Source organism: Pseudomonas sp. (assembly GCF_032058845.1).
Taxonomy (GTDB): domain Bacteria; phylum Pseudomonadota; class Gammaproteobacteria; order Pseudomonadales; family Pseudomonadaceae; genus Aquipseudomonas.
The window spans coordinates 1-18827 of sequence record NZ_DAMCCR010000030.1; the positions used below are offsets into that span (position 1 = coordinate 1).

General features: G+C 57.9%; 17 protein-coding genes. 8 read left to right on the forward strand and 9 right to left on the reverse strand.

The window, feature by feature from the left end:
* From RT028_RS08210 to RT028_RS08220, 3 genes are all read right to left on the reverse strand, one after another.
* Nucleotides 1–292 (reverse strand): hypothetical protein (locus tag RT028_RS08210; protein WP_312934210.1); only part of this gene is annotated, 292 nt, incomplete at its 3' end.
* A gap of 101 nt (nucleotides 293–393) precedes the next feature.
* Complete coding sequence (locus tag RT028_RS08215; protein ID WP_312934211.1) at nucleotides 394–600, reverse strand: hypothetical protein; 207 nt, start codon at nucleotides 598–600, stop codon at nucleotides 394–396.
* 281 nt (nucleotides 601–881) lie between these two features.
* The gene (locus RT028_RS08220) at nucleotides 882–1847 is read right to left on the reverse strand and encodes a tetratricopeptide repeat protein (RefSeq protein ID WP_312934212.1); all 966 of its coding nucleotides are present in this window, start codon (nucleotides 1845–1847) and stop codon (nucleotides 882–884) included.
* A 499-nt stretch (nucleotides 1848–2346) separates the two neighbouring features.
* Here RT028_RS08220 and RT028_RS08225 point away from each other — a divergent pair, with 499 nt between their 5' ends.
* A complete protein-coding gene (locus RT028_RS08225; protein ID WP_312934213.1) occupies nucleotides 2347–2919 on the forward strand; it encodes a hypothetical protein in 573 nt (190 codons plus the stop codon).
* Between the two features lie 51 nt (nucleotides 2920–2970).
* Here RT028_RS08225 and RT028_RS08230 read toward each other — a convergent pair whose 3' ends face one another.
* Both RT028_RS08230 and RT028_RS08235 read right to left on the reverse strand, forming a co-directional pair.
* Nucleotides 2971–4155, reverse strand: a complete 1185-nt coding sequence (locus RT028_RS08230; RefSeq protein ID WP_312934214.1) for a hypothetical protein — start codon at nucleotides 4153–4155, stop codon at nucleotides 2971–2973.
* Between the two features lie 229 nt (nucleotides 4156–4384).
* On the reverse strand, nucleotides 4385–4909 hold the full coding sequence (locus RT028_RS08235) for a hypothetical protein (protein WP_312934215.1): 525 nt from the start codon (nucleotides 4907–4909) through the stop codon (nucleotides 4385–4387).
* A gap of 597 nt (nucleotides 4910–5506) precedes the next feature.
* On the opposite strand from RT028_RS08235, the gene RT028_RS08240 reads away from it, so the two are divergent.
* The 7 genes from RT028_RS08240 to RT028_RS08270 all read left to right on the forward strand — a co-directional run bounded on the left by RT028_RS08240 (nucleotide 5507) and on the right by RT028_RS08270 (nucleotide 13721).
* Nucleotides 5507–5761, forward strand: a complete 255-nt coding sequence (locus RT028_RS08240) for a hypothetical protein (protein WP_312934216.1) — start codon at nucleotides 5507–5509, stop codon at nucleotides 5759–5761.
* Between the two features lie 425 nt (nucleotides 5762–6186).
* The gene (gene dsr1 / locus RT028_RS08245; RefSeq protein ID WP_312934217.1) at nucleotides 6187–10005 is read left to right on the forward strand and encodes an anti-phage defense-associated sirtuin Dsr1; all 3819 of its coding nucleotides are present in this window, start codon (nucleotides 6187–6189) and stop codon (nucleotides 10003–10005) included.
* A gap of 605 nt (nucleotides 10006–10610) precedes the next feature.
* The gene (locus RT028_RS08250) at nucleotides 10611–11204 is read left to right on the forward strand and encodes a hypothetical protein (RefSeq protein WP_312934218.1); all 594 of its coding nucleotides are present in this window, start codon (nucleotides 10611–10613) and stop codon (nucleotides 11202–11204) included.
* Between the two features lie 668 nt (nucleotides 11205–11872).
* Nucleotides 11873–12178 (forward strand): DUF3077 domain-containing protein, encoded by a 306-nt coding sequence (locus tag RT028_RS08255; RefSeq protein WP_312934219.1) that lies wholly within the window; start codon nucleotides 11873–11875, stop codon nucleotides 12176–12178.
* Nucleotides 12179–12367: 189 nt separating this feature from the next.
* Nucleotides 12368–12682 carry a hypothetical protein gene (locus RT028_RS08260; protein ID WP_312934220.1) on the forward strand — a complete coding sequence of 105 codons (315 nt, stop codon included), beginning with the start codon at nucleotides 12368–12370 and terminating at the stop codon, nucleotides 12680–12682.
* Nucleotides 12683–13096: 414 nt separating this feature from the next.
* Nucleotides 13097–13336 carry a hypothetical protein gene (locus tag RT028_RS08265; protein ID WP_312934221.1) on the forward strand — a complete coding sequence of 80 codons (240 nt, stop codon included), beginning with the start codon at nucleotides 13097–13099 and terminating at the stop codon, nucleotides 13334–13336.
* Nucleotides 13337–13472: 136 nt separating this feature from the next.
* On the forward strand, nucleotides 13473–13721 hold the full coding sequence (locus RT028_RS08270) for a CsbD family protein (protein ID WP_312934222.1): 249 nt from the start codon (nucleotides 13473–13475) through the stop codon (nucleotides 13719–13721).
* Nucleotides 13722–13963: 242 nt separating this feature from the next.
* On the opposite strand, the gene RT028_RS08275 is transcribed toward RT028_RS08270, so the two are convergent.
* The 4 genes from RT028_RS08275 to RT028_RS08290 all read right to left on the reverse strand — a co-directional run bounded on the left by RT028_RS08275 (nucleotide 13964) and on the right by RT028_RS08290 (nucleotide 18797).
* The gene (locus RT028_RS08275) at nucleotides 13964–15289 is read right to left on the reverse strand and encodes an ammonium transporter (protein ID WP_312934223.1); all 1326 of its coding nucleotides are present in this window, start codon (nucleotides 15287–15289) and stop codon (nucleotides 13964–13966) included.
* Between the two features lie 569 nt (nucleotides 15290–15858).
* Nucleotides 15859–17181 carry an FMN-binding glutamate synthase family protein gene (locus tag RT028_RS08280; RefSeq protein WP_312934224.1) on the reverse strand — a complete coding sequence of 441 codons (1323 nt, stop codon included), beginning with the start codon at nucleotides 17179–17181 and terminating at the stop codon, nucleotides 15859–15861.
* 15 nt (nucleotides 17182–17196) lie between these two features.
* Nucleotides 17197–17880: a protein glxC gene (locus tag RT028_RS08285; RefSeq protein ID WP_312934225.1), complete on the reverse strand. Its 684-nt coding sequence runs from the start codon at nucleotides 17878–17880 to the stop codon at nucleotides 17197–17199.
* A complete protein-coding gene (locus RT028_RS08290) occupies nucleotides 17877–18797 on the reverse strand; it encodes a glutamine amidotransferase family protein (protein WP_312934226.1) in 921 nt (306 codons plus the stop codon). The genes RT028_RS08285 and RT028_RS08290 overlap by 4 nt, the downstream gene beginning before the upstream one ends.
* Between the last annotated feature and the right edge of the window lie 30 nt (nucleotides 18798–18827).

Below are 18827 nucleotides of genomic sequence, written 5' to 3' on the forward strand. Positions count from 1 at the left end.
CATACATGCACCTCTTACTCATGTTATGCCTGAACACAAAATTTCTGACACCCTCAAATTCTAGGTTAGCACCATTCACAACAAAATGTATTTCAGCTGCAACGACAAGCTCAACAGCTCTCGTGTTCACACCTGAACTCTTCCTCATTGCCAAATACTTGAAAGACAAGCGCGATACAAGATATGCAACAAAATGCCGAAAGTGCATATTAAACTCTGTTGGTCCAGTTAAATTTCCTGCCGTGCCAAACGAGGAATATTCAGAAAGCGAACAACCAAAGAGCGATGACACATAGCTCTCATCATTGGTGGGGTTGCATTGATCCGCCGGGACTGAGGCTATACTGGCTCTAATGTCTGCATTTGGCCGTTTGCGCCCTCCACGAACGGCTGTTATGGGTCGAAAGCAGACTTGTGTGACTGGTCGATTGTGGCCGCTTGCTCAGGGCCGCTTTTGGCGAACGACCAAAAGGTCGGAAAGTCGTCTACGTCGCTCTGGCTTTTCGGTCCGCCCAGGTCATAGTCGCCCATCACCCCGCCGATGGTGATGCGCGAGCAGCTCTGCATCAGCGACAGCGCCACCAGCACCAGCACCAGCACGCCTGCGAAGTTCGTGCCTACATCAGGCCGGCGACGCGGACCCAGTCGCCTACAGGCACGGCCAACTTCGGCGCCAGCTCGATGAGCTGAGTGGCGATGCTGATGTACAGGATACGGTGGCGCATCGCTTACTTCGTCGGATATGTCGACAGATCGTTGGTCAGCACGGCAGTCCTGCTGATCTGCTGATCAGGCGACAGGCTCAGATCACCCTCCATGGCTGCAGTACCCCAGCGCCTCTCTCAAGAGTTGCTAAGGATTCTGCGCAAGGCCATCGCAGCTCAAGCCAGCAACCGGTCGATCAACGCCTGCTCGTAATCGTTGAGAGGCTGATCCTCATAGAGCTTGTCGGAGGCCGCGACCAGCGCCTGGCCCTCGACCTCACGCCCACTGTCGCCATAGACATGCCCAAGGTTCTCCAGCGACTGCAGGTTGCCGTGCAGAGAGAAGGAGATCAGGTACCAGCGCTCGGCCGCCTCGAGCTCGCCCAGGCGGTGGTAGGCCACCGCCAGGTTGTGCTGGGCGTAGACGTGGTCGGATTCCAGGGCCTGCAACAACGCCTGCTTGGCCTGCTGATAGTCTTCGAGCTGCAAGTACAGCAGGCCAAGATTGTTGTAGCCGTCGACATGGCCCAGCTCGGCCGCGCGCCGGTAGGCCTGCTCAGCCTGCGGATAGCGCTCGGCCTGCAGATGGACGTCGCCGAGCAGGTTCAGCGCCTCCGGCTGATCGTGGCGTACGGCGTTGTTGAGGTGCTCGACGGCGGCATCGTGATCGCCATCCTGGAAGGCCATGCTGCCAAGGTTGAAGTGGCTGCGGGGGCAATCGTACGCGGCGCCTTTCTGGAAGTAGTGACGGGCGGTGTCGTGATCACCTTCCTGGAAGGCCATGGTGCCGAGGTTGTAGTGGCTGCCCGGATAATCGTGCTCGGCAGCCTTCTGGAAGTGTCGGCGCGCGGCGTCGTGATCACCGTCCTGGTAGGCCATGATGCCGAGGTTGTAGTGGCTGCCGGGATAATCACGATCGGCGGCCATCCGGAAGTGTCGATGGGCATCGGCGCGATCGTCACGTGCCAGGCTCACCGCGCCGACGCCATTCATCCAGCGTGCGTCGGCGGGACATGCCTTGGCCAGGGTCTGGAAGCACTCCAGCGCGGTGTCCAGATCCTGCTCGCGAAACGCCGCCCAAGCCTGGTCATGGAGCGCAGTCGCCTGCTCGTCACTGAGCGTTTGTTTTTTCATGAACCACATGGTGTTTCCTTCCTTGCGAGGGCTGGCCATTCTAAGGGCGTGCAGAGAAGCCAACAAGGCAACGGCTCTGCTGGGCAGGTTTGAGCCGTACTCGCCAGGCCCAGGTTGCAGCGGCATGACGCACTGGCGCGAGGCCTGAGCATCAGCGGTGTGGCTCCGAATCGGACGCAGCAGCGTCGCGGGTGGATGAAAAGAGCGCACAGCTCCACCCTACCAGTTAGTCCCGCGTCGCAGCGCACCCGTAGTAGCGAACAGCAACCCTCGCTGGTCACGTCAAGCGGGGATATATCCATCAAATGCCCAGCCCCCCACTGCAGCAGGTTACGGGTACTCCCATGGGGCATAGCCGCGCGCACAAGTTCGGCTGTGCACACTGCCCACTACGCTGGCGACGCTGCGGGTCCTTGCCGCTAATAAGGCATTTCAGCAAACTGTACCGCCCCCACACGACTGCCAGCAGGTCGTTCCCACATGTGCAGCCCCCCGAGAGAACGCCGACATGAAACTCCGCCCCCGCATCGCCGCATGCATGCTTGCACTGCTTCCTACGGTCTCGATGGCGGAGGTGCCTATGGAACTGTTGGGGGGTGGCAATTCGGCGAATGACGGGAAAATGGCAAACACGACGTTCTATAAAGGCAAGGAAGGCATTTGGGTGCTGTCGCACAAGGCGGTGAATGATGGCTACCAGTGCTCCGTCAGCTTCATCAGCAAGACGGCCTCGCTGAAGATTGCAGGTCCGTGGGATGCCGACATGGCCAAAAAAGGCGACGGGATGCTGTGGTTCAACAGCAAGGACATTCCTCAGGTAAAAGCCCCTGAAACCGTAAGAGTCACCTTCGGCAATGGGCTGGGCAATGCTGATGTCGGGGCTTACCAGGTCCCCGGCAGTCACGGCCAGGGAGGGGTTTTCATCCTGTCACTCAAGTTTGACTCGGTGCTGAAGGATAAAAGCGACACTGCCCACTACACCATCGGCATGAATGGCAAGCCTATGGTCGATATACAACCCATTGGCGTGCAGGCCGCCTATAAGCATTTGAAGGATTGCATGGCGGTGCGGGTAAAGTAAGCCCCGGGCGACAGCTCCGGGGCAGTACGTTACACCGCCTTGATGTGCCCCTTATTGGCCGGGCGTGTTCATGACGTTGGCGCAGGCATGCATGCCGCGGGTATCCCCTGCAGAGTCAGCCGCTACCCGGACATCGGCAACTTTGTAGACGTTGTCCGACTCGTCCGGCATCAGGACATAGCGCACGTTGCAATACTGCCAACCGCCCGCCGAGCCCATTGGGGCGCCATTGAACGCATTGACCCACTGCACCTGGTTGTCGTACGAACTGCCGTAGGAAAGAAAGCGCATCCCACCGGCCTCATTGATTGCCGGCGGCCCGTTCGCCACGACTACATCATGTTCTGTTTTCCCTACCCACACCTGGACCAGCGTTGACTCGGCCAGCGACAGCTTGCGCTTGCCGCGCAATTGCGCAGCCTTGGCGGTAAAAGAAAGTTCTCCGCCAAGCTTCTTGAGCGTTGCATTGGTCTGATCTGCTTCACGGTCAACTTTCGACTTGAGCTGGGCCATGTTTCGTTTGAGTCCGGCGATTTCAGCCGGCGTCATCTTCCGCGCGGCTACCGAGGGCGGGCGTACCGCGTCCTTCCAGATGTGCTTCCAGGTGAAATCTGCCGCATCCTCACCAGGACCTATTGGAACCACGGCCAAACCGTGGAGGCCCAGCCCTTCCATATTTTTTGCAAGCAGTCCGTCATTGATGGAGCGGTCCGGGTTACCCGAGGCCTGCAGTGCGCTCGAGAAAGCATCCGGCTGACAGGCAATGCGATAGGCCTGCAGCAAGGTGTAGCTCGAGGTGGTCTGCCAATCCGTGGGTTGCATTGCATCGTAGCTGTCTTTTTTCCGCGACCAGGTTCCACCTCCACTGGAACGGAACCTGATGGTGTCTACTTCCGGCAAGGATGCAAGTTTGACCTCCATATCTTTCGGCACCCGCACATTGCTTCCATTCACGTCCGGCATGTTCATGCGATTCATGTTGGGGCATTCGAATTGCGCCGCCATGACCGTCCAATTAGGCTTGTCAGCCGCCTCGTAGACCAGTTCCAGCTCGATCCCTCGAATCAGCGTTTTGGAAAATGCACTGCCACCCAGTCTGGCAATATCCTCCGCATCGGCATACACGATCACGCGATTGGGCGATTCACCCTGCACGTCGATGATGTACTTGTTCGCCAGTACCGGGCTGGCCATCGCCAATAGGGCCAGCCCGCAAAACAGTTCTTGAACGTTCATCGAAGGGTCCATTGTGGTGATCCACAGCGCAGTGCATGGCCGGCTATGACCTTGAGAGGGTTCGATCTTAGAGTTGCTTGGTCCGGCTAACAAGCCGACCAGAATGGCTACTACCTGCCAGACGCGCAACGACTCAAGCAATTTCCATCTCTACGCTGATGCCCGGTCCACGCGCAGCGTAGTGAGGTCTAATAACCGTTACAGCAAGACGAATTTCGACCCTAAACTTTCAACAGATTGAGGTAACGAATCGCGTTTCGAGGCCAACGTTTACTGGCGGTAGCGCATTGATCAACACGACGGCATCGTCGCCCTGGTTAAGGTAAATCAAGAAGTCACCAGACTCGAACGTAACTCTGAATCCGGCCAGCCAAGGCTCGTGTCCGCTGAGCGAGTCAAGCACCCCCTCGACTTCGCAAACTTTGGTTTCCCCAAGGTGCGTTGCTGATAAACCTGCGAGCAGGTCTTCCCGTTTCCAGGAGCAGGTCGCGTTCGGCTCTATGTCGAAAGCTGTCGGCGTCTCGGACGGCAAGAAGTCCGCGCCTACTTTCTCGCCGTCACTCAAGAGATACATTGATAATATTTCTTGCTCGCCAAAGTGCCACTCCAGATCACCTAGGTCTCCCAGTACTTTCTCGTCGTTGAAATAATACTGGTCGTGCAGCAGCTGGCTCAGGCGCTTTCCCAAAAGCGAGCGTGCGTTTTGGAGGTCTTGTGCCGCCCTTGCTGGGGACGGAGAGTAGCGGCCAGACATCGGGGATCTCATAGAGGTGGGAAGAGCGGCAGATACTACACAAACGCTGTTGCAACTGGGCAACAGCCCACAACGCATCACAGACGGCTTGATCATCAGCCACCCCCGCCACAACCCGCCAAAACACGACGCGCAGAGCTAGACCGCGTTGGAGCGACTTCAGTCGCGATGGGCTGCAAAGCAGCCCCAATTGCTGCATTTGCGATCCCAGCCCCCGCCTGCGCCGTGGTCGTTTTGATGGATTTTCCAAACGGGAACCCGTCTACAGCACCACAATCCTGTAAGACCTTTCCGAATGTGAAACCAAACACTTCAGGATCGCAACGCTGGCGAATTATCCTACGCCACGAGCCGAACTATCGCCGTTGTCGGGGAAATGCTTCAGGACTAATGTCCACCGCGTCGCTTCAGCGACCGGGTGTGAGAACCCGAATGCGTTAAAGCTCGGCCAAGTTTCATGGTGGCCATGCGTGGGCAGACTTCGGTCTGGCCGGGTTTTGCTCTGACGCCTCGGTTTCTCACCCCGCGCATGGCTGCCACCCGATCCTGTGAGAAGGATGGATGGCAGCTTGGTATCCATAAGTCAGAGCTCCCATCATGAAAAAGCCCGTACCTGATCCACCCCAAACTCAGCACGCCCGCAACTACTTCCTGATCAATCCAGACCTCAGCGCCATCGATGCCTTGAATCACACCCTTGAGTTGATGTCGGGAATCGAAACCACCCTAGACGAATACATCTGCGCGAACGCCGGTGAGCCGGGGGTGCCGATGTTGGTGAATACGGTGCATCAAGTGCAGATGGTGCGGGCGTTGGCTACGTTTGCGGTACGACGTATGGAGCAGAGCTAACCACGTTGTAGTTAGTCCAAAGCCCGTCCTTTACCAATATTCCATTGCTCCAAGCGACCGGGGTTTTGCCTATTAAATGACCAAGAAGGGCTATAAACGGACAGACTTCCTATGGCCTATCATTCGAAACAAAAGTTCTGCCCTAGATTGTGGCGGATTCCGACCTATTAGCGCCCTCACCGGACCCAGGCAATCGGATGGCATTGTGGAAACATGGGCTGGATTATCTTTTAGGCAGCGGGGATTAATCAGATGCTAATGAGTCTATCCGCTACCGCTTTTCCAGACCCGTGATTCATCCGGATAAGTGCTGAGATCACAAAGCAGAAGAGACGATTCTTATCGTTAATGGCGTAAAGGTCCCATCCGTGCTACACAACAGCTAGAAAATGGCTTTTCGCCATCAAAACAGAGGTGGGGCAGGGATGCAATTTGTAATGAATGGTCCAGATATTCCAGATGAGCTGCTCCAGGCCCATGAAGAAGGGAGGGTAATTTTCTTCTGTGGGGCAGGTATTTCATATCCAGCAGGGCTCCTGGATTTCAGAGGGTTGGTAGAACTCATCTATAAAGAAGCGTCGACTACCTTTGATAGCGCAGAGCAGAAGGCTTTTGATAACTACCAGTTTGATGCCACGCTTGATCTACTAGAACGTCGTTTGCCGAATGGGCGGGGTGCGGTTCGAGAGGCGTTAGCGCGGGCTCTCAAGCCCAAAATTCGACTCAAAGGCGCAACTGATACGCATGCGGCATTGCTGAGATTGGGAAAGTGTCGGACTGGTGAAGTGCGTCTGGTAACCACAAATTTCGACCGAGTGTTCGATGCCGCAGGTCGGCGTACAAAACAGAGTTTCAACTCTTACTCAGCTCCCATGCTACCTCTTCCCAAAAAAAGTCGATGGGATGGGGTCGTTTATCTGCACGGGAAGCTGCCGGATAAACCCAACATTTCAGAACTGAACCGACTGGTCATTACCAGCGGGGACTTTGGACTTGCTTATCTAACTGAGCGTTGGGCTGCCCGATTCGTAAGCGAACTTTTCCGTAACTACGTGGTTTGCTTCGTGGGGTACAGCGTCAGCGATCCAGTTCTGCGATACATGATGGACGCATTGGCGGCTGACAGAATGCTTGGAGAAGTTACCCCCCAGGCGTGGGCGTTCGGATCTTGTGCACCAGGAGAAGAAAGCCTGAAGACCGCTGAATGGAAAGCAAAAGGGGTCGCACCTGTTTTGTACCACACTCAGCCGGGCGCGAACGCGCATAGAGGATTGCACCAGACTCTAAAAGTTTGGGCCGAGACTTACAGTGACGGGACTACCGGTAAGGAGCGGATCGTAACCGCCCATGCTCTTTCCAGGCCTTCGGCCAGCACCCGGCAAGATGATTTCGTGGGGCGCATGCTGTGGGCGCTTTCTGACAAGTCAGGACTGCCGGCGCGGCGTTTTGCAGATTTCAACCCTACTCCGCCTTTGGAGTGGCTGCTAGACGCCTTCAGTGATTCCCGCTACTGCCACTCAGATCTCGCGCGTTTTGGTGTTCCCTGTCACGCTGAACCTGATCTAAAGCTCAACTTCAGTCTGATTCAAAGGCCATCGCCTTATCATCTAGCGGCGCCGATGACATTAGGCAGCGGGAGCACGGGTAACTGGGACCATGTGATGTTCCAGATCGCTCGTTGGCTTGTCCGACATCTAGACGATCCAGATCTTCTAATATGGCTTGCTATGCGTGGTGGATATATCCATGATCGGCTTGCATTTCTTATTGAAGATCAACTGACGCGTATCGCTAGGCTCCATACCGAAGGAAACGCCACTGAGTTGGACGCGCTTCGCAAAAGCTCACCTAATGCGATACCTGGGCCTAACATGCGTAAGCTGTGGGGACTATTCCTGACGGAACGGATCAAGTCTCCCCTCAAAAACATGGCCCTCTACAGCTGGTTGGAGCGATTGAAACGTGATGGTCTGACTGCCAGTCTTCGACTGCAACTCAGGGGGCTACTTTCGCCTGTAATATCGATCTCCCGCCCGTTTCGATTTTCACAAGAGCAGGATGTCTCAAACAAAAAACTGCGCGATCTTGTTAACTGGGATTTAGTTTTAGTCTCCGATCATGTGCGATCCACGCTCTCTGAGTTGTCTCGTTCGGAGTGGGCACCGGTCCTGCCCTTACTACTTGAGGATCTCCAGGCATTGGTCCGTGATGCGTTGGATCTTTTGCAAGAATTGGGAAGTGCTGATTCATCTAAGGATCGTTCGTATTGGGATCTGCCGTCTGTCAGTCCTCACTGGCAGAATCGTGGTTTCCGCGAATGGGTCGTGCTTGTGGAACTACTGCGTGATTCGTGGCTGGTTACTTTCCAAGAACAACCCGAAGCTGCTGCGAAGATTGCGCATAGGTGGTTTGAGGTTCAATACCCAACATTTAAACGCTTGGCGCTCTTTGCTGCTAGTCAGGATGGAGCTATTCGTCCTGATGTTTGGGTTGAATGGCTACTTGTCGAGAATGGTCGTTGGTTGTGGTCCCCCTCCACTAAACGCGAGGTCTATCGTCTACTTGTGTTGCAAGGGAGCATACTGTCCTTTACCGCTCAAATAAGGCTAGAGCAAGAGATTTTGGCCGGCCCCCCCAAAGAAATTTTCGTGGAAGGCATTACGGATGATCGCTATCAGATACAAGTAGACCGGGCGGTTTGGAGGGGCTTGGCAAAGCTTAAGTGTGGTGGGCTTGTGCTGGGTGATCAGGCTCAGCAAAGACTTGATACGCTGTCCGCAGCCTACCCACATCTACGTTTGGAAGACAATCAGAGTGACGAGTTTTCTCATTGGATGAGTGGGACTGGAGATCCTGACTATCAGCAACAGCGTATTATCAATACTGCACCATACAAACGCAAAGCATTGGTCCAATGGCTTCGAAATGTCCCGCCATCTGATGGATATTTCGATGAAGACACCTGGAGAGATGTATGCCGAAAGCATCTTCTCAACAGCTTGTATGCTTTGGGTGATCTAGCGGACGAAGGTCAATGGCCCGTAAGTAGGTGGCGGGAAGCTTTCCAAGCATGGAGCGAATCAGGCATAGCTCGAAAATCATGGCGTTACGTTTCTCCTTGGATCAATAGGATGCCCGATAGTGAACTTGAGCAGGTAATTCATTATGTAACTCGCTGGCTTGATGAGGTATCCAAATCAGAGCTTCAAGATATGGATTTGTTTTTGAGGCTTGTCCGTAGGGTCATGCATCTCCCCCTGGAAGCGGATACTGGGATGACCAGCAATGGTGAACCGATCAATCAACCAGTTACTGAAGCCATCAATCACCCCATTGGGCACGTCACCCAGTCTCTCTTGAATATTTGGGAGAGATCAGGCCTTAACGATCGTGGCGGTCTGCCAGAATGGATAGGGCACATTTTCTCCGAGTTGTGCGATGCGCGAGTGGAGCGATACCGTCATAGCAGGGTTTTGCTTGCTTCCAGACTTATTGCTTTGTACCGGGTGGATGAAGCTTGGACGAGAGCAAATCTACTTCCTCATTTCAGCTGGGCCCGTAGTCCTGCTGAGGCTATGAGGGCTTGGGAAGGTTTCTTATGGTCGCCGCGCCTGTATCGTCCGCTTCTGTTGGCCTTGAAAGCTGAGTTTCTTGATACTGCACGCCATTATGCGGATCTGGGTGAACATGCAGAGCAATTCGCGGCAATTTTCACGTACGCAGCCTTAGATTCACTTGAGGGGTACACCAAGGATGAATTCCGGGATGCTTTTTCAGCGTTTCCACTAAAAGCGTTACAAGAGGCAGCTCAGGCCCTTTCACAAGCGCTGGAGGGGGCAGGGGAACAGCGGGAGGAATATTGGCGAAATCGGATCCTGCCTTTTTGGCAAAACATCTGGCCAAAATCAAGGGACTTAGTTACATCCAATATCGCTGAATCATTGATCCGGATGTCCATAGCTGCCGGAAGACAATTTCCTGAGGCCCTAAAAACGATTTACGATTGGCTGGTGTCCATCGAGCATATGCACTACGTCACCCATATGCTTCATGAATCAGGCCTCTGCTCAAGTCACCCTGAAACAGCACTACGCTTGCTGGATGCGGTCGTAGACGAGCAGGGTTGGCCGTCTACTGACCTTCTCACTTGTATGCAGGCGATCGCAGAGCAGCAGACGAACCTTGCTGAACGTCCTGAGTATCGTCGTCTTATGGAATACTTGCGTCGCCGTGGCCAGACCTAGCGCCGAAAAAACCGATGCAGCGGCTGAATTAACCTTGTGCAAGAATGTGGACTGCGGAGCAATTGGATGAATATTTCTAGCCGATAGCTGTATCTCTACGGACAGAGTAAACCTGGGTTCTCGTCAACATGAAGCTTAACGAGAAGGCAGGTTTACCATCATTGCGGACTTCACTGGCCGTACGCTTTGGGCCGATAACCGCTTGTAGCGGAACGCAACCCTCAACCCTTCAAATGCCACAGAAGGATATGGTTGTATCTCATTCAAATTTTGGGGCGGTTAACAAATACAAATTCGCGGATCAATTTCACCTACCATTCCAGATACAAACCAAGAGGATGTCTCAAATCTAAGTCGATGTGCATCACGCGCGCCCATTTCGCTTTATCCCTCGGCGATGATAGGCAGTGGCCTTGAAAAAAACGCACAGGCAGAAAAGGTATTGACATCCCCAACACCAATGCCTAAAGATTCCCCGACCTGGGGAGGCACCCTGCTGCGAAGGGAAAAAACCCTCAAGTCTACATCTTGATTTTTCGCCTTTTCCGGTCCAGCAAGCAGCATGCAATTACCGAGACATCGGTACAGGCCAATGGAGAAAAATCATGTCTGCTGCAATCGACTGCTACAACGACTTCAAGTACCTATCCCGCCAGTTCAAAAACGATGGCATGACGCATTGCCAACGGCTCGATCTTCTTTGCCGCAAGCTCGGTTTCAACAACCGGCATCATTTCGAGCAGATGATCGCCCAACTCCCTGATGCTCAGATCGGCAAATTCTCAACGAAACTCATGCATCAAGCTTGCGCAAGGGTGCTGCCAAAGCCCAACGTGGCCTACTATGAGTTCATCTCTCAGCACGAACGACGCATGCGCTTCTACAGCCTTTGGGTGGGCTGGGACAAACGCGGACAGGAGATTCGTGTTCCTAGGGGGCTCAATGGGCCTTTCTCGGTTCCGCGTCTGCGTGAGCGGCTGGATGCGCCTGTATATGTTGTTGAAACTGATCGCCAGTTGGTGGCTTGGAGAAGTCAGTGGCACGGCATGGCTTATGTGCCTGTAGCACTTGCACGCGAGCACATGAGTGAAGCTTTTGCACGTCATCAATCGGTGGCGAAAGGGCCTCGAAATGAAGCTTATGGACTGGAGGCAGATTTCAGCGACAATTATGCAACATGGTATCCAGTTGGCGAGTAGATAGGCTATAGGGGCTGCGATGCGGCCCCGCTTTGATGCAACGCAGCAGGATGTCTCCAGTAACCACAGTGACCTTCCCCAGTCGCTTACGCTAACCGCCCAAACCTCAGTTTTATCCTCTTTCCTGTAGGCAATTTCCCAAAGATACTCCCCGCGCGCGTTTTCCGTTGTGATCCCCTTCCAACGCTCCTAGTCTCCCCCGGTCGTCGCAACCCGACGACACGACTTTGACAGGTCGCAACGGTAAACAACAAACGGCTACCGCTTATGGCAGCTGTACGTGCGGGCACGCTTGCGTGCGCCGGAGCTTGTTGTTTCCGCCGGTCTGTCAACCCACGTACAGCTGCCACCCACTGTTTGACAGCAGCGGATGGTGGTCTTCAAAGGGAAACAAGCATGTTGAAGATAGTCCCTGATCCACCCCTCATTGCCCCCTCCGCCACGCCTCACAGCGGCAGATGTCAATCAACGTCCCCAGATCCTTCCCCATGCCTCAATGCTCGTCTCGCGTCGGGCATGACAAAGGCTTGCATCATCGAAGACGAACCGCCGCCAAATCGCATGAACCAACTCTCCTCCGCCAGCTCAGCAGACGGGTCTAACAAGCCACAGCCACGCCCCCCGGCACCGCGCAAAGCAACTTCGGCTTTGGTGGGAAGACCCGACCAATGAGCGAGCAAACATCCCAGCAGTCAGACAAGGCCAGCGTCTCCGTCGGTTCAGCCACCTTTGGCGAGGGCGCCAGTGGCACCAGCACCCATCGTCTCTTCAGGGTCATCCCAGGCCACGATCATGACTACCTGCTAGAGCAAGCCAGCATCTTGATGAGCTGCGTCTACCAGCTCAATCGGGAGGCAAGCCTGGAACGGGACGACAAGCTGATCGTCGCCGCTTACTACCTCAGTGGCATGGCCAAGGCGCTCATCGAAGACATCGCAATGGCACGCACCATCACCCCGCCAGCAGCGACGTAGTACGCACTGTCTGCCGCCAACCCCGAGTGACAAGCCATTGGGTGAATGAGCGCAACCCGCTCGAACGCCCATGCGAAAACGGCGACCCACATCCGAAAAGATGAGGTCGCCCGTTCAATCAAATTCGTCCACTAAAGACCCCTTAGGCCCGTGCCGATAAGTAGAAAACGCACCCACGGACGGTCCCTCATGCGCAGCTCTCTCCTGACCCTCGCCCTCACCCTACTCACCCTAACCACCCCCGCCTCCGCCCTCCAACCCACCCCCACCGACGCCCAAATCGCCCAACACCTCATCGACCAATCCATCGCGGCCTACCCCGGCCCCTGCGCCTGCCCCTACAATCGCGCGCGCAACGGCAGCAGTTGCGGCCGGCGCAGCGCCTACAGCCGTGCGGGCGGCTACGAAACCCTGTGCTACCGCAAAGACATCACCCAGGAAGCCATCAAGGCCTACCGCGACCAATACAATCCCACCCCGGCCAACCGCAAACGCAATCAGTAACCGGTGTTGCATTCCCTGACGGCGCTACAAGCGGAACCCTTTTCCAGGCATTCCTCCCCAACTTTTCCCGACTGTGTCCCTCTGCTACCTGCCGAGGTCGCCATGCTCACCCGGCCCGCAGGTCCTCCAGCACAGTCAAACCTTGCAAGCCGGTGGCCGCCTCCACTACGAACACATCGAAAGCCCTGACGGCCAACGCCTCTCGATCGGCACGCTCGAAACCCGCGCCGGTGCGCGCGAGAGCCTGCAAAACTGCGCGGTTTTTTTGCAGGCCATGGCATCATCTTCAACCTGGGTCAGTTACAGATGACCGATTGCAGCGGCGCGCGGGTTTTTCCGTGCGTGCACGGCAGTCTTGGCAGCCACAGCAGCCTGGCCCTCTGCAACCCTCAACCGAACCGGAGACGGCACGCGATGCCCGAAGCACCACTGTCACTCGTTTTCATCCCGGCCCTGGTCGCTTTGCTCAAGGCCGCAGAAGATGCCAAAGGCACACCCTTGGACATGCAGGAGGTGCTGGATATTCGAGACAAGGGCGTCTGCATCGCACTGCCAGCGGATGAAGCCGCGGCCATGGCGATGAGTCGCGGCTATGCGGACATCGATCCGCAACACTGCTGGGAGGAATGGCAGCAAGTGCGCGCCGTGCTTTAAAGGGCAATCGCCAATGCGGCAGTCCTGACAAAACCTTGAACTATTCATCACCGCCCGCGCCCTAACCTTGTGCGCATTACCGCACGCTCAGGCCACCCGCTGAGCCGTTCATCCAGACACAAGGATTCAGTCAGTTATGAAAAGCGAACAAGTTGAAGGCACCGTACAAAAAGTAGCCGGTAAAGCTCAAAACGCCGTCGGCAAGCTGTTTGGCGATTCCAAGCTGGAAGCCGAAGGCGCAGGCCGTGAAGCGGCTGGCCAGTTGACCGAGACCTATGGCGACGCAATGAACTGCGTCTCCAACTTCGTCAAAGAGAAGCCAGTGGCCGCTGTGGCCATTGGTGCAGTTGCGCTGCTGGTGCTGGGTCGCCTGCTGCGCCGCTGAATCGGCGAGAAACGCGCCTGAGCGCTCAGCTCGATCTCGGCCCCGTACGCTTGGTAATGACTTATGCCAAGCGTACGGGGCCGAGTCTCGTTTTGCTGGAGGCGTCCGCTTGGCCATCAAGGTTGCACGTCAGCGACTGAGGCCGCTCTGCGACCCATTGCGCCTGACCGGACCGGTAACGGTCGGTAGCGCAGTCCGAAGACTCAAGCCTCATTGGTACCACAAAGCGTCCCCAGCCCCCCTCAGTGGTTGTACGCCCGCTCGTTATGCTCCCCAAGATCGAGCCCCATCTCCTCCACCGTGTCATGCGCACGCAGCCCCATCACCGCTTTCAACCCCTTGAGGATGATCCAGCTGGCGATGAAACAGTACGCTGCGGTAAACGCCACCCCCTTGATCTGCGCGATCACCTGATCGGCCATGCTCACGCCGTCGACCAGCCCGCCCAGTGCCGGCATGCAGAACACGCCGGTCAGCACGGCACCGATCATGCCGCCAATGCCATGCAGGCCAAAGACATCCAGGCTGTCGTCATACCCCAGGCGGGTCTTCAGTACGGTCACGCTGAGGTAGCAGAACACGCCGCACAGCAGGCCAATCGCCAGCGCGCCGCCTACCCCGACATACGCACAGGCCGGGGTGATGCCGACCAGGCCGGCCAAGGCGCCACTGGCCAGGCCCAAGGCACTGGGCTTGCCCACCTTTAGCCATTCGGTGAACATCCAGCCGAGAATCCCGGCGCAGGCGCCCAGCTGTGTGTTGAGCATCACGATGCCTGAAAGCCCGCTGAGGCCGCCGCCAGACCCGATGTTGAAGCCGAACCAGCCGACCCAGAGCATTGCCGCGCCGGCCATGGTCAGGCTCAGGTTGTGCGCGGGCATCGGTGCGTTCTGGTAGCCCTTGCGTTTGCCGAGCAGTAGACAGGCGGCCAATGCCGCGACCCCGGCATTGATGTGCACGGCGGTGCCGCCGGCAAAATCCAGCACACCCCAGTTGTGCATCAGCGCCCCTGCCCCGCCCCAGACCATGTGCGCGACCGGCGCGTAGACCAGGGTGAACCAGAGCGCCATGAACAGCAGCGCGGCGGAGAATTTCATGCGCTCGGCGAAGGCGCCGGCGATCAGCGCGGGGGTGATGATGGCGAAGGTCATCTGGAAGGTGACGTATACGCCTTCGGGGATGTCGCCGACCAGGCTGTCGGGCGTCATGCCGGCGAGGAACGCGCGGTTCAGGCCGCCGATGAAACTGTTGAGCGTGACTTCGCCTTCGACCATGCCGGTGCTGTCGACCACCAGGCTGTAGCCGTAGATCACCCACAGCACGCCGACCAGCCCGGCGATGCCGAAGCATTGGGTGAACAACGAAAGCATGTTCTTGGCCCGCACCAGACCGCCGTAGAACAGCGCCAGCCCGGGCAGGCACATGAACAGCACCAGCACGGTGGCGGTGACCATCCAGGCGGTGCTGCCGGTGTTCAGGGTCGGGGCTTCGGCGGCGTGGGCCAGGGGAATGCAGGCGCTGAGCGCGAAGAGTGCGAGCAGCGATTTTCCGGGAAGACGGTTGAGCATGGTGCGAGCTCCTGCAGTGAACGGAAGGTGTCTGGCAGAAAGCAAGGTGCGCGTGTGCTGGGCCGTGTGGGCCTCTTGGAAGGGGTAATACAGGTTGCCGGGGTGTATGTGATTGCAGATTCGCGACACGGTGGCCATTGGACCGGCTTTGCCGGCCATCGCGACTGACCGGAGCGCCGGACCGGTCGCTACACGACCGCGAGAGGCCCACGTACCTCCTGTTGGAGCTTTAGCCGCAATGGCCGGCGCAGCCGGCCTGATGAAGGCACTACGTCACCGTTTGTCAGAGTCGAATGAAAGACCGTTGGCCTCTAACCGACCGTGTGAATTTCAGAGACTTCGCGGTAATTGAGATTTACGCGGTCGTGGCAACTTCAGTCGCGCAGGGCAGCGAAGCCGCCCTGACTCAAGCAATACCGACCACCCAATGGAGACGCGATGACAGCCATTTGGACTGCTTCGCAGCCCTACGCGGCTAACCGGAGCGCCGAGCCGGCCGCCCCCTGAAAACCAGTTTCTTGCACGACAGTGCAACGCCTTGCGGCGGGCGGACGCCTGCAGGTAAGCCGCTAGTACTGACTCCCCGGAATCCACGACGTCCCCGCCAACGGCACCCGCGCCATGGCGGCGGACTCCACGGTCAGCGCCACCAGATCTTCGGGATCGAGGTTATGCAGGTGCGACTTGCCACAAGCCCGGGCCATGGTCTGCGCTTCCAGTACCAGCACGCGCAGGTAGTTGGCCAACCGCCGCCCGCCTTCGACCGGGTCGAGGCGTTTCGACAGCTCCGGGTCCTGGGTGGTGATGCCGGCCGGGTCGCGGCCGTTCTGCCAGTCATCGTAGTAACCGGCGGCCGAGCCGATCTTGCGCAGCTCTTCGTCCAGGCGCGGGTGGTTGTCGCCCAGGGCAATCAACGCAGCGGTGCCGATGGCCACGGCGTCGGCGCCGAGCGCCATGGCCTTGGCCACGTCGGCGCCGTTACGGATGCCACCGGAGACGATCAGTTGCACCTTGCGGTGCATGCCCATCTCCTGCAGCGCCTGCACGGCCTGGGGAATGGCCGGCAGAATCGGGATGCCGACGTGTTCGATGAACACTTCCTGGGTGGCGGCGGTACCGCCCTGCATGCCGTCAAGCACGATCACGTCGGCACCGGCCTTCACCGCCAGCTTGACGTCGTAGTACGGGCGGCTGGCGCCGATCTTCACGTAGATCGGCTTTTCCCAGTCGGTGATCTCGCGGATCTCGGCGATCTTGATCGCCAGGTCATCCGGGCCGGTCCAGTCCGGGTGGCGGCAGGCCGAGCGCTGGTCCACGCCGATGGGCAGCGTGCGCATGCCGGCCACGCGCTCGGTGACCTTCATGCCCAGCAGCATGCCGCCACCGCCGGGTTTGGCGCCCTGGCCCAGGACGATCTCGATGGCGTCGGCCTTGCGCAGGTCGTCGGGGTTCATGCCATAGCGCGAGGGCAAGTACTGATAGACCAGGTGCTGGGACTGCCCGCGTTCTTCCGGGGTCATGCCACCATCGCCGGTGGTGGTGCTGGTGCCGGCGATGGTGGCGCCACGGCCCAGGGCTTCCTTGGCATTGGCCGACAACGCGCCGAAGCTCATGCCGGCGATGGTCACCGGGATCTTCAGGTGGATGGGCTTTTTGGCAAAGCGGTTACCGAGGATCACGTCGGTGCCGCACTTCTCGCGGTAGCCTTCGAGCGGGTAGCGCGAGACGCTGGCGCCGAGCAGCAGCAGGTCGTCGAAGTGTGGCAGCTTGCGCTTGGTGCCGCCGCCGCGAATGTCATAGATGCCGGTCTCGGCGGCGCGCTGGATTTCCTGGATGGCCAGGCGATCGAAGGTGGCCGACTCGCGCAGTACGGGAGGTTGTTTCTCGCTCATGGTGTGGCTCCTTGATCAGTACGCCGAGGCGTTGTCGACTTTGAAGTTGTACAGCTGACGGGCCGAGCCGTAGCGTTTGAAGTCGCGGGCGTTCTCGTTGAAGCCGGCCTTGTTCAGCAGCGCTTGCAGCTCCTCGATGTGTTCGGGGCGCATGGTTTTTTCGATGCAATCGGAGCCCAGCGACTCGACGCTGCCTTTGACGAAAATCTTCGTCTCGTACAGCGAATCGCCCAGCGCATCGCCGGCGTCGCCACACACCACCAAACGTCCCGCCTGACCCATGAAGCAGCTCATGTGGCCAATGCTGCCGCCGACCACGATGTCGATGCCCTTCATGGAGATGCCGCAACGGGCACCGGCATCGCCTTCGATCACCAGCAGGCCGCCATGCGCAGTGGCGCCCGCCGCTTGCGAAGCACTGCCTTTGACGCGCACGTAGCCCGACATCATGTTCTCGGCGCAGCCCACGCCCACGTTGCCGTGCACGGTGATCGAGGCTTGCTGGTTCATGCCCGCGCAGTAGTAGCCGGCGTGACCCTGGATATCCACCGACACCGCTTCGTTGATGCCCACCGCCAGGTTGTGTGCGCCATCGGGGTGGGTAACGATCCATTCGCGTTCTGCAAGGGTTTGCGCTTGATCGTGCAAACCCTGGTTGAGGTCGCGCACGCTGGCGCTGCTGAGGTCGATGGTCTTCATGGGCGTGCTCCTTGGGCCGACTCGCGTTCCCAGATGTACAGGGTGGCCGGGACCGGTTCCCAGACCTTGGCGTGCTCGATGCCCGGCAGGCTAGACAGCGCCTGGTATTCCGAGGCCATGGCGACGTAATCGTCGGTTTCCGCGAGGATCGCCGGTTTGCAGGCGATCGGGTCGCGGATCACCGCAAAACCGTTGCGGGTGCCGATGGCGAAGGTGAAGAAGCCGTCCAGCGCGTTGAGCGAGCTGTCCAGGGCGGTCTGCAGTGAATCGCCTTGTTGCAGGCGCCAGGCAAGGTAACCGGCGGCCACTTCCGTGTCGTTCTCGGTGTCGAACTCGATCCCTTCGCGGCGCAGTTCCTGGCGCAGGCGGAAGTGGTTGGACAGCGAGCCGTTGTGCACCAGGCACAGGTCGGCACCGGTGGAAAACGGGTGGCTGCCCTCCATGGTCACGGCGCTTTCAGTGGCCATGCGGGTGTGGCCGATGATGTGGCTGCCTTGCATGGAGGCCAGGCCGAAGCGCTCGGAAATCGCCTTGGGCAAGCCCATGCCCTTGAGAATCTCGATGCTCTTGCCAGCGCTCATGATGCGCACCGACGGTGCCAGCTCGGCGAGGGCAGCGCGCACGGCGGCCTCTTCGGCGTGGATCTTCAGCACAACGGCGCTGGCATTCTGAAACCAGTCCAGCGAGGCGCCGAGTTTGCCTTCCAAGGCGCCGACCAGCGCCTGGAAGTCATAGCCCTCGGTGGTCGCCTGCAAGGTCAACTTGACCCAGCCGTCGGCCACTTCGTCACCGTAGATGGCAAAGCCTGCGCTGTCGGGGCCACGGTCGGTCATGGCTTCGAGCATGGGCTCGAAGAGCTTGCCGAGCTGGGGCTCGAGCGCTGGGTTTTTCAGGTACAGCCCTACAATTCCGCACATATCGTCAACTCCTGGGCAGAAAAACCCCTA

Excerpts from the sequence above, each read along its gene's own strand:
- RT028_RS08220 (WP_312934212.1), bottom strand. The coding sequence starts at position 1,847 with ATGTGGTTCATGAAAAAACAAACGCTCAGTGACGAGCAGGCGACTGCG.
- RT028_RS08225 (WP_312934213.1), top strand. The coding sequence starts at position 2,347 with ATGAAACTCCGCCCCCGCATCGCCGCATGCATGCTTGCACTGCTTCCT.
- RT028_RS08230 (WP_312934214.1), bottom strand. The coding sequence starts at position 4,155 with ATGAACGTTCAAGAACTGTTTTGCGGGCTGGCCCTATTGGCGATGGCC.
- RT028_RS08235 (WP_312934215.1), bottom strand. The coding sequence starts at position 4,909 with ATGTCTGGCCGCTACTCTCCGTCCCCAGCAAGGGCGGCACAAGACCTC.
- RT028_RS08240 (WP_312934216.1), top strand. The coding sequence starts at position 5,507 with ATGAAAAAGCCCGTACCTGATCCACCCCAAACTCAGCACGCCCGCAAC.
- dsr1 (WP_312934217.1), top strand. The coding sequence starts at position 6,187 with ATGCAATTTGTAATGAATGGTCCAGATATTCCAGATGAGCTGCTCCAG.
- RT028_RS08250 (WP_312934218.1), top strand. The coding sequence starts at position 10,611 with ATGTCTGCTGCAATCGACTGCTACAACGACTTCAAGTACCTATCCCGC.
- RT028_RS08255 (WP_312934219.1), top strand. The coding sequence starts at position 11,873 with ATGAGCGAGCAAACATCCCAGCAGTCAGACAAGGCCAGCGTCTCCGTC.
- RT028_RS08260 (WP_312934220.1), top strand. The coding sequence starts at position 12,368 with ATGCGCAGCTCTCTCCTGACCCTCGCCCTCACCCTACTCACCCTAACC.
- RT028_RS08265 (WP_312934221.1), top strand. The coding sequence starts at position 13,097 with ATGCCCGAAGCACCACTGTCACTCGTTTTCATCCCGGCCCTGGTCGCT.
- RT028_RS08270 (WP_312934222.1), top strand. The coding sequence starts at position 13,473 with ATGAAAAGCGAACAAGTTGAAGGCACCGTACAAAAAGTAGCCGGTAAA.
- RT028_RS08275 (WP_312934223.1), bottom strand. The coding sequence starts at position 15,289 with ATGCTCAACCGTCTTCCCGGAAAATCGCTGCTCGCACTCTTCGCGCTC.
- RT028_RS08280 (WP_312934224.1), bottom strand. The coding sequence starts at position 17,181 with ATGAGCGAGAAACAACCTCCCGTACTGCGCGAGTCGGCCACCTTCGAT.
- RT028_RS08285 (WP_312934225.1), bottom strand. The coding sequence starts at position 17,880 with ATGAAGACCATCGACCTCAGCAGCGCCAGCGTGCGCGACCTCAACCAG.
- RT028_RS08290 (WP_312934226.1), bottom strand. The coding sequence starts at position 18,797 with ATGTGCGGAATTGTAGGGCTGTACCTGAAAAACCCAGCGCTCGAGCCC.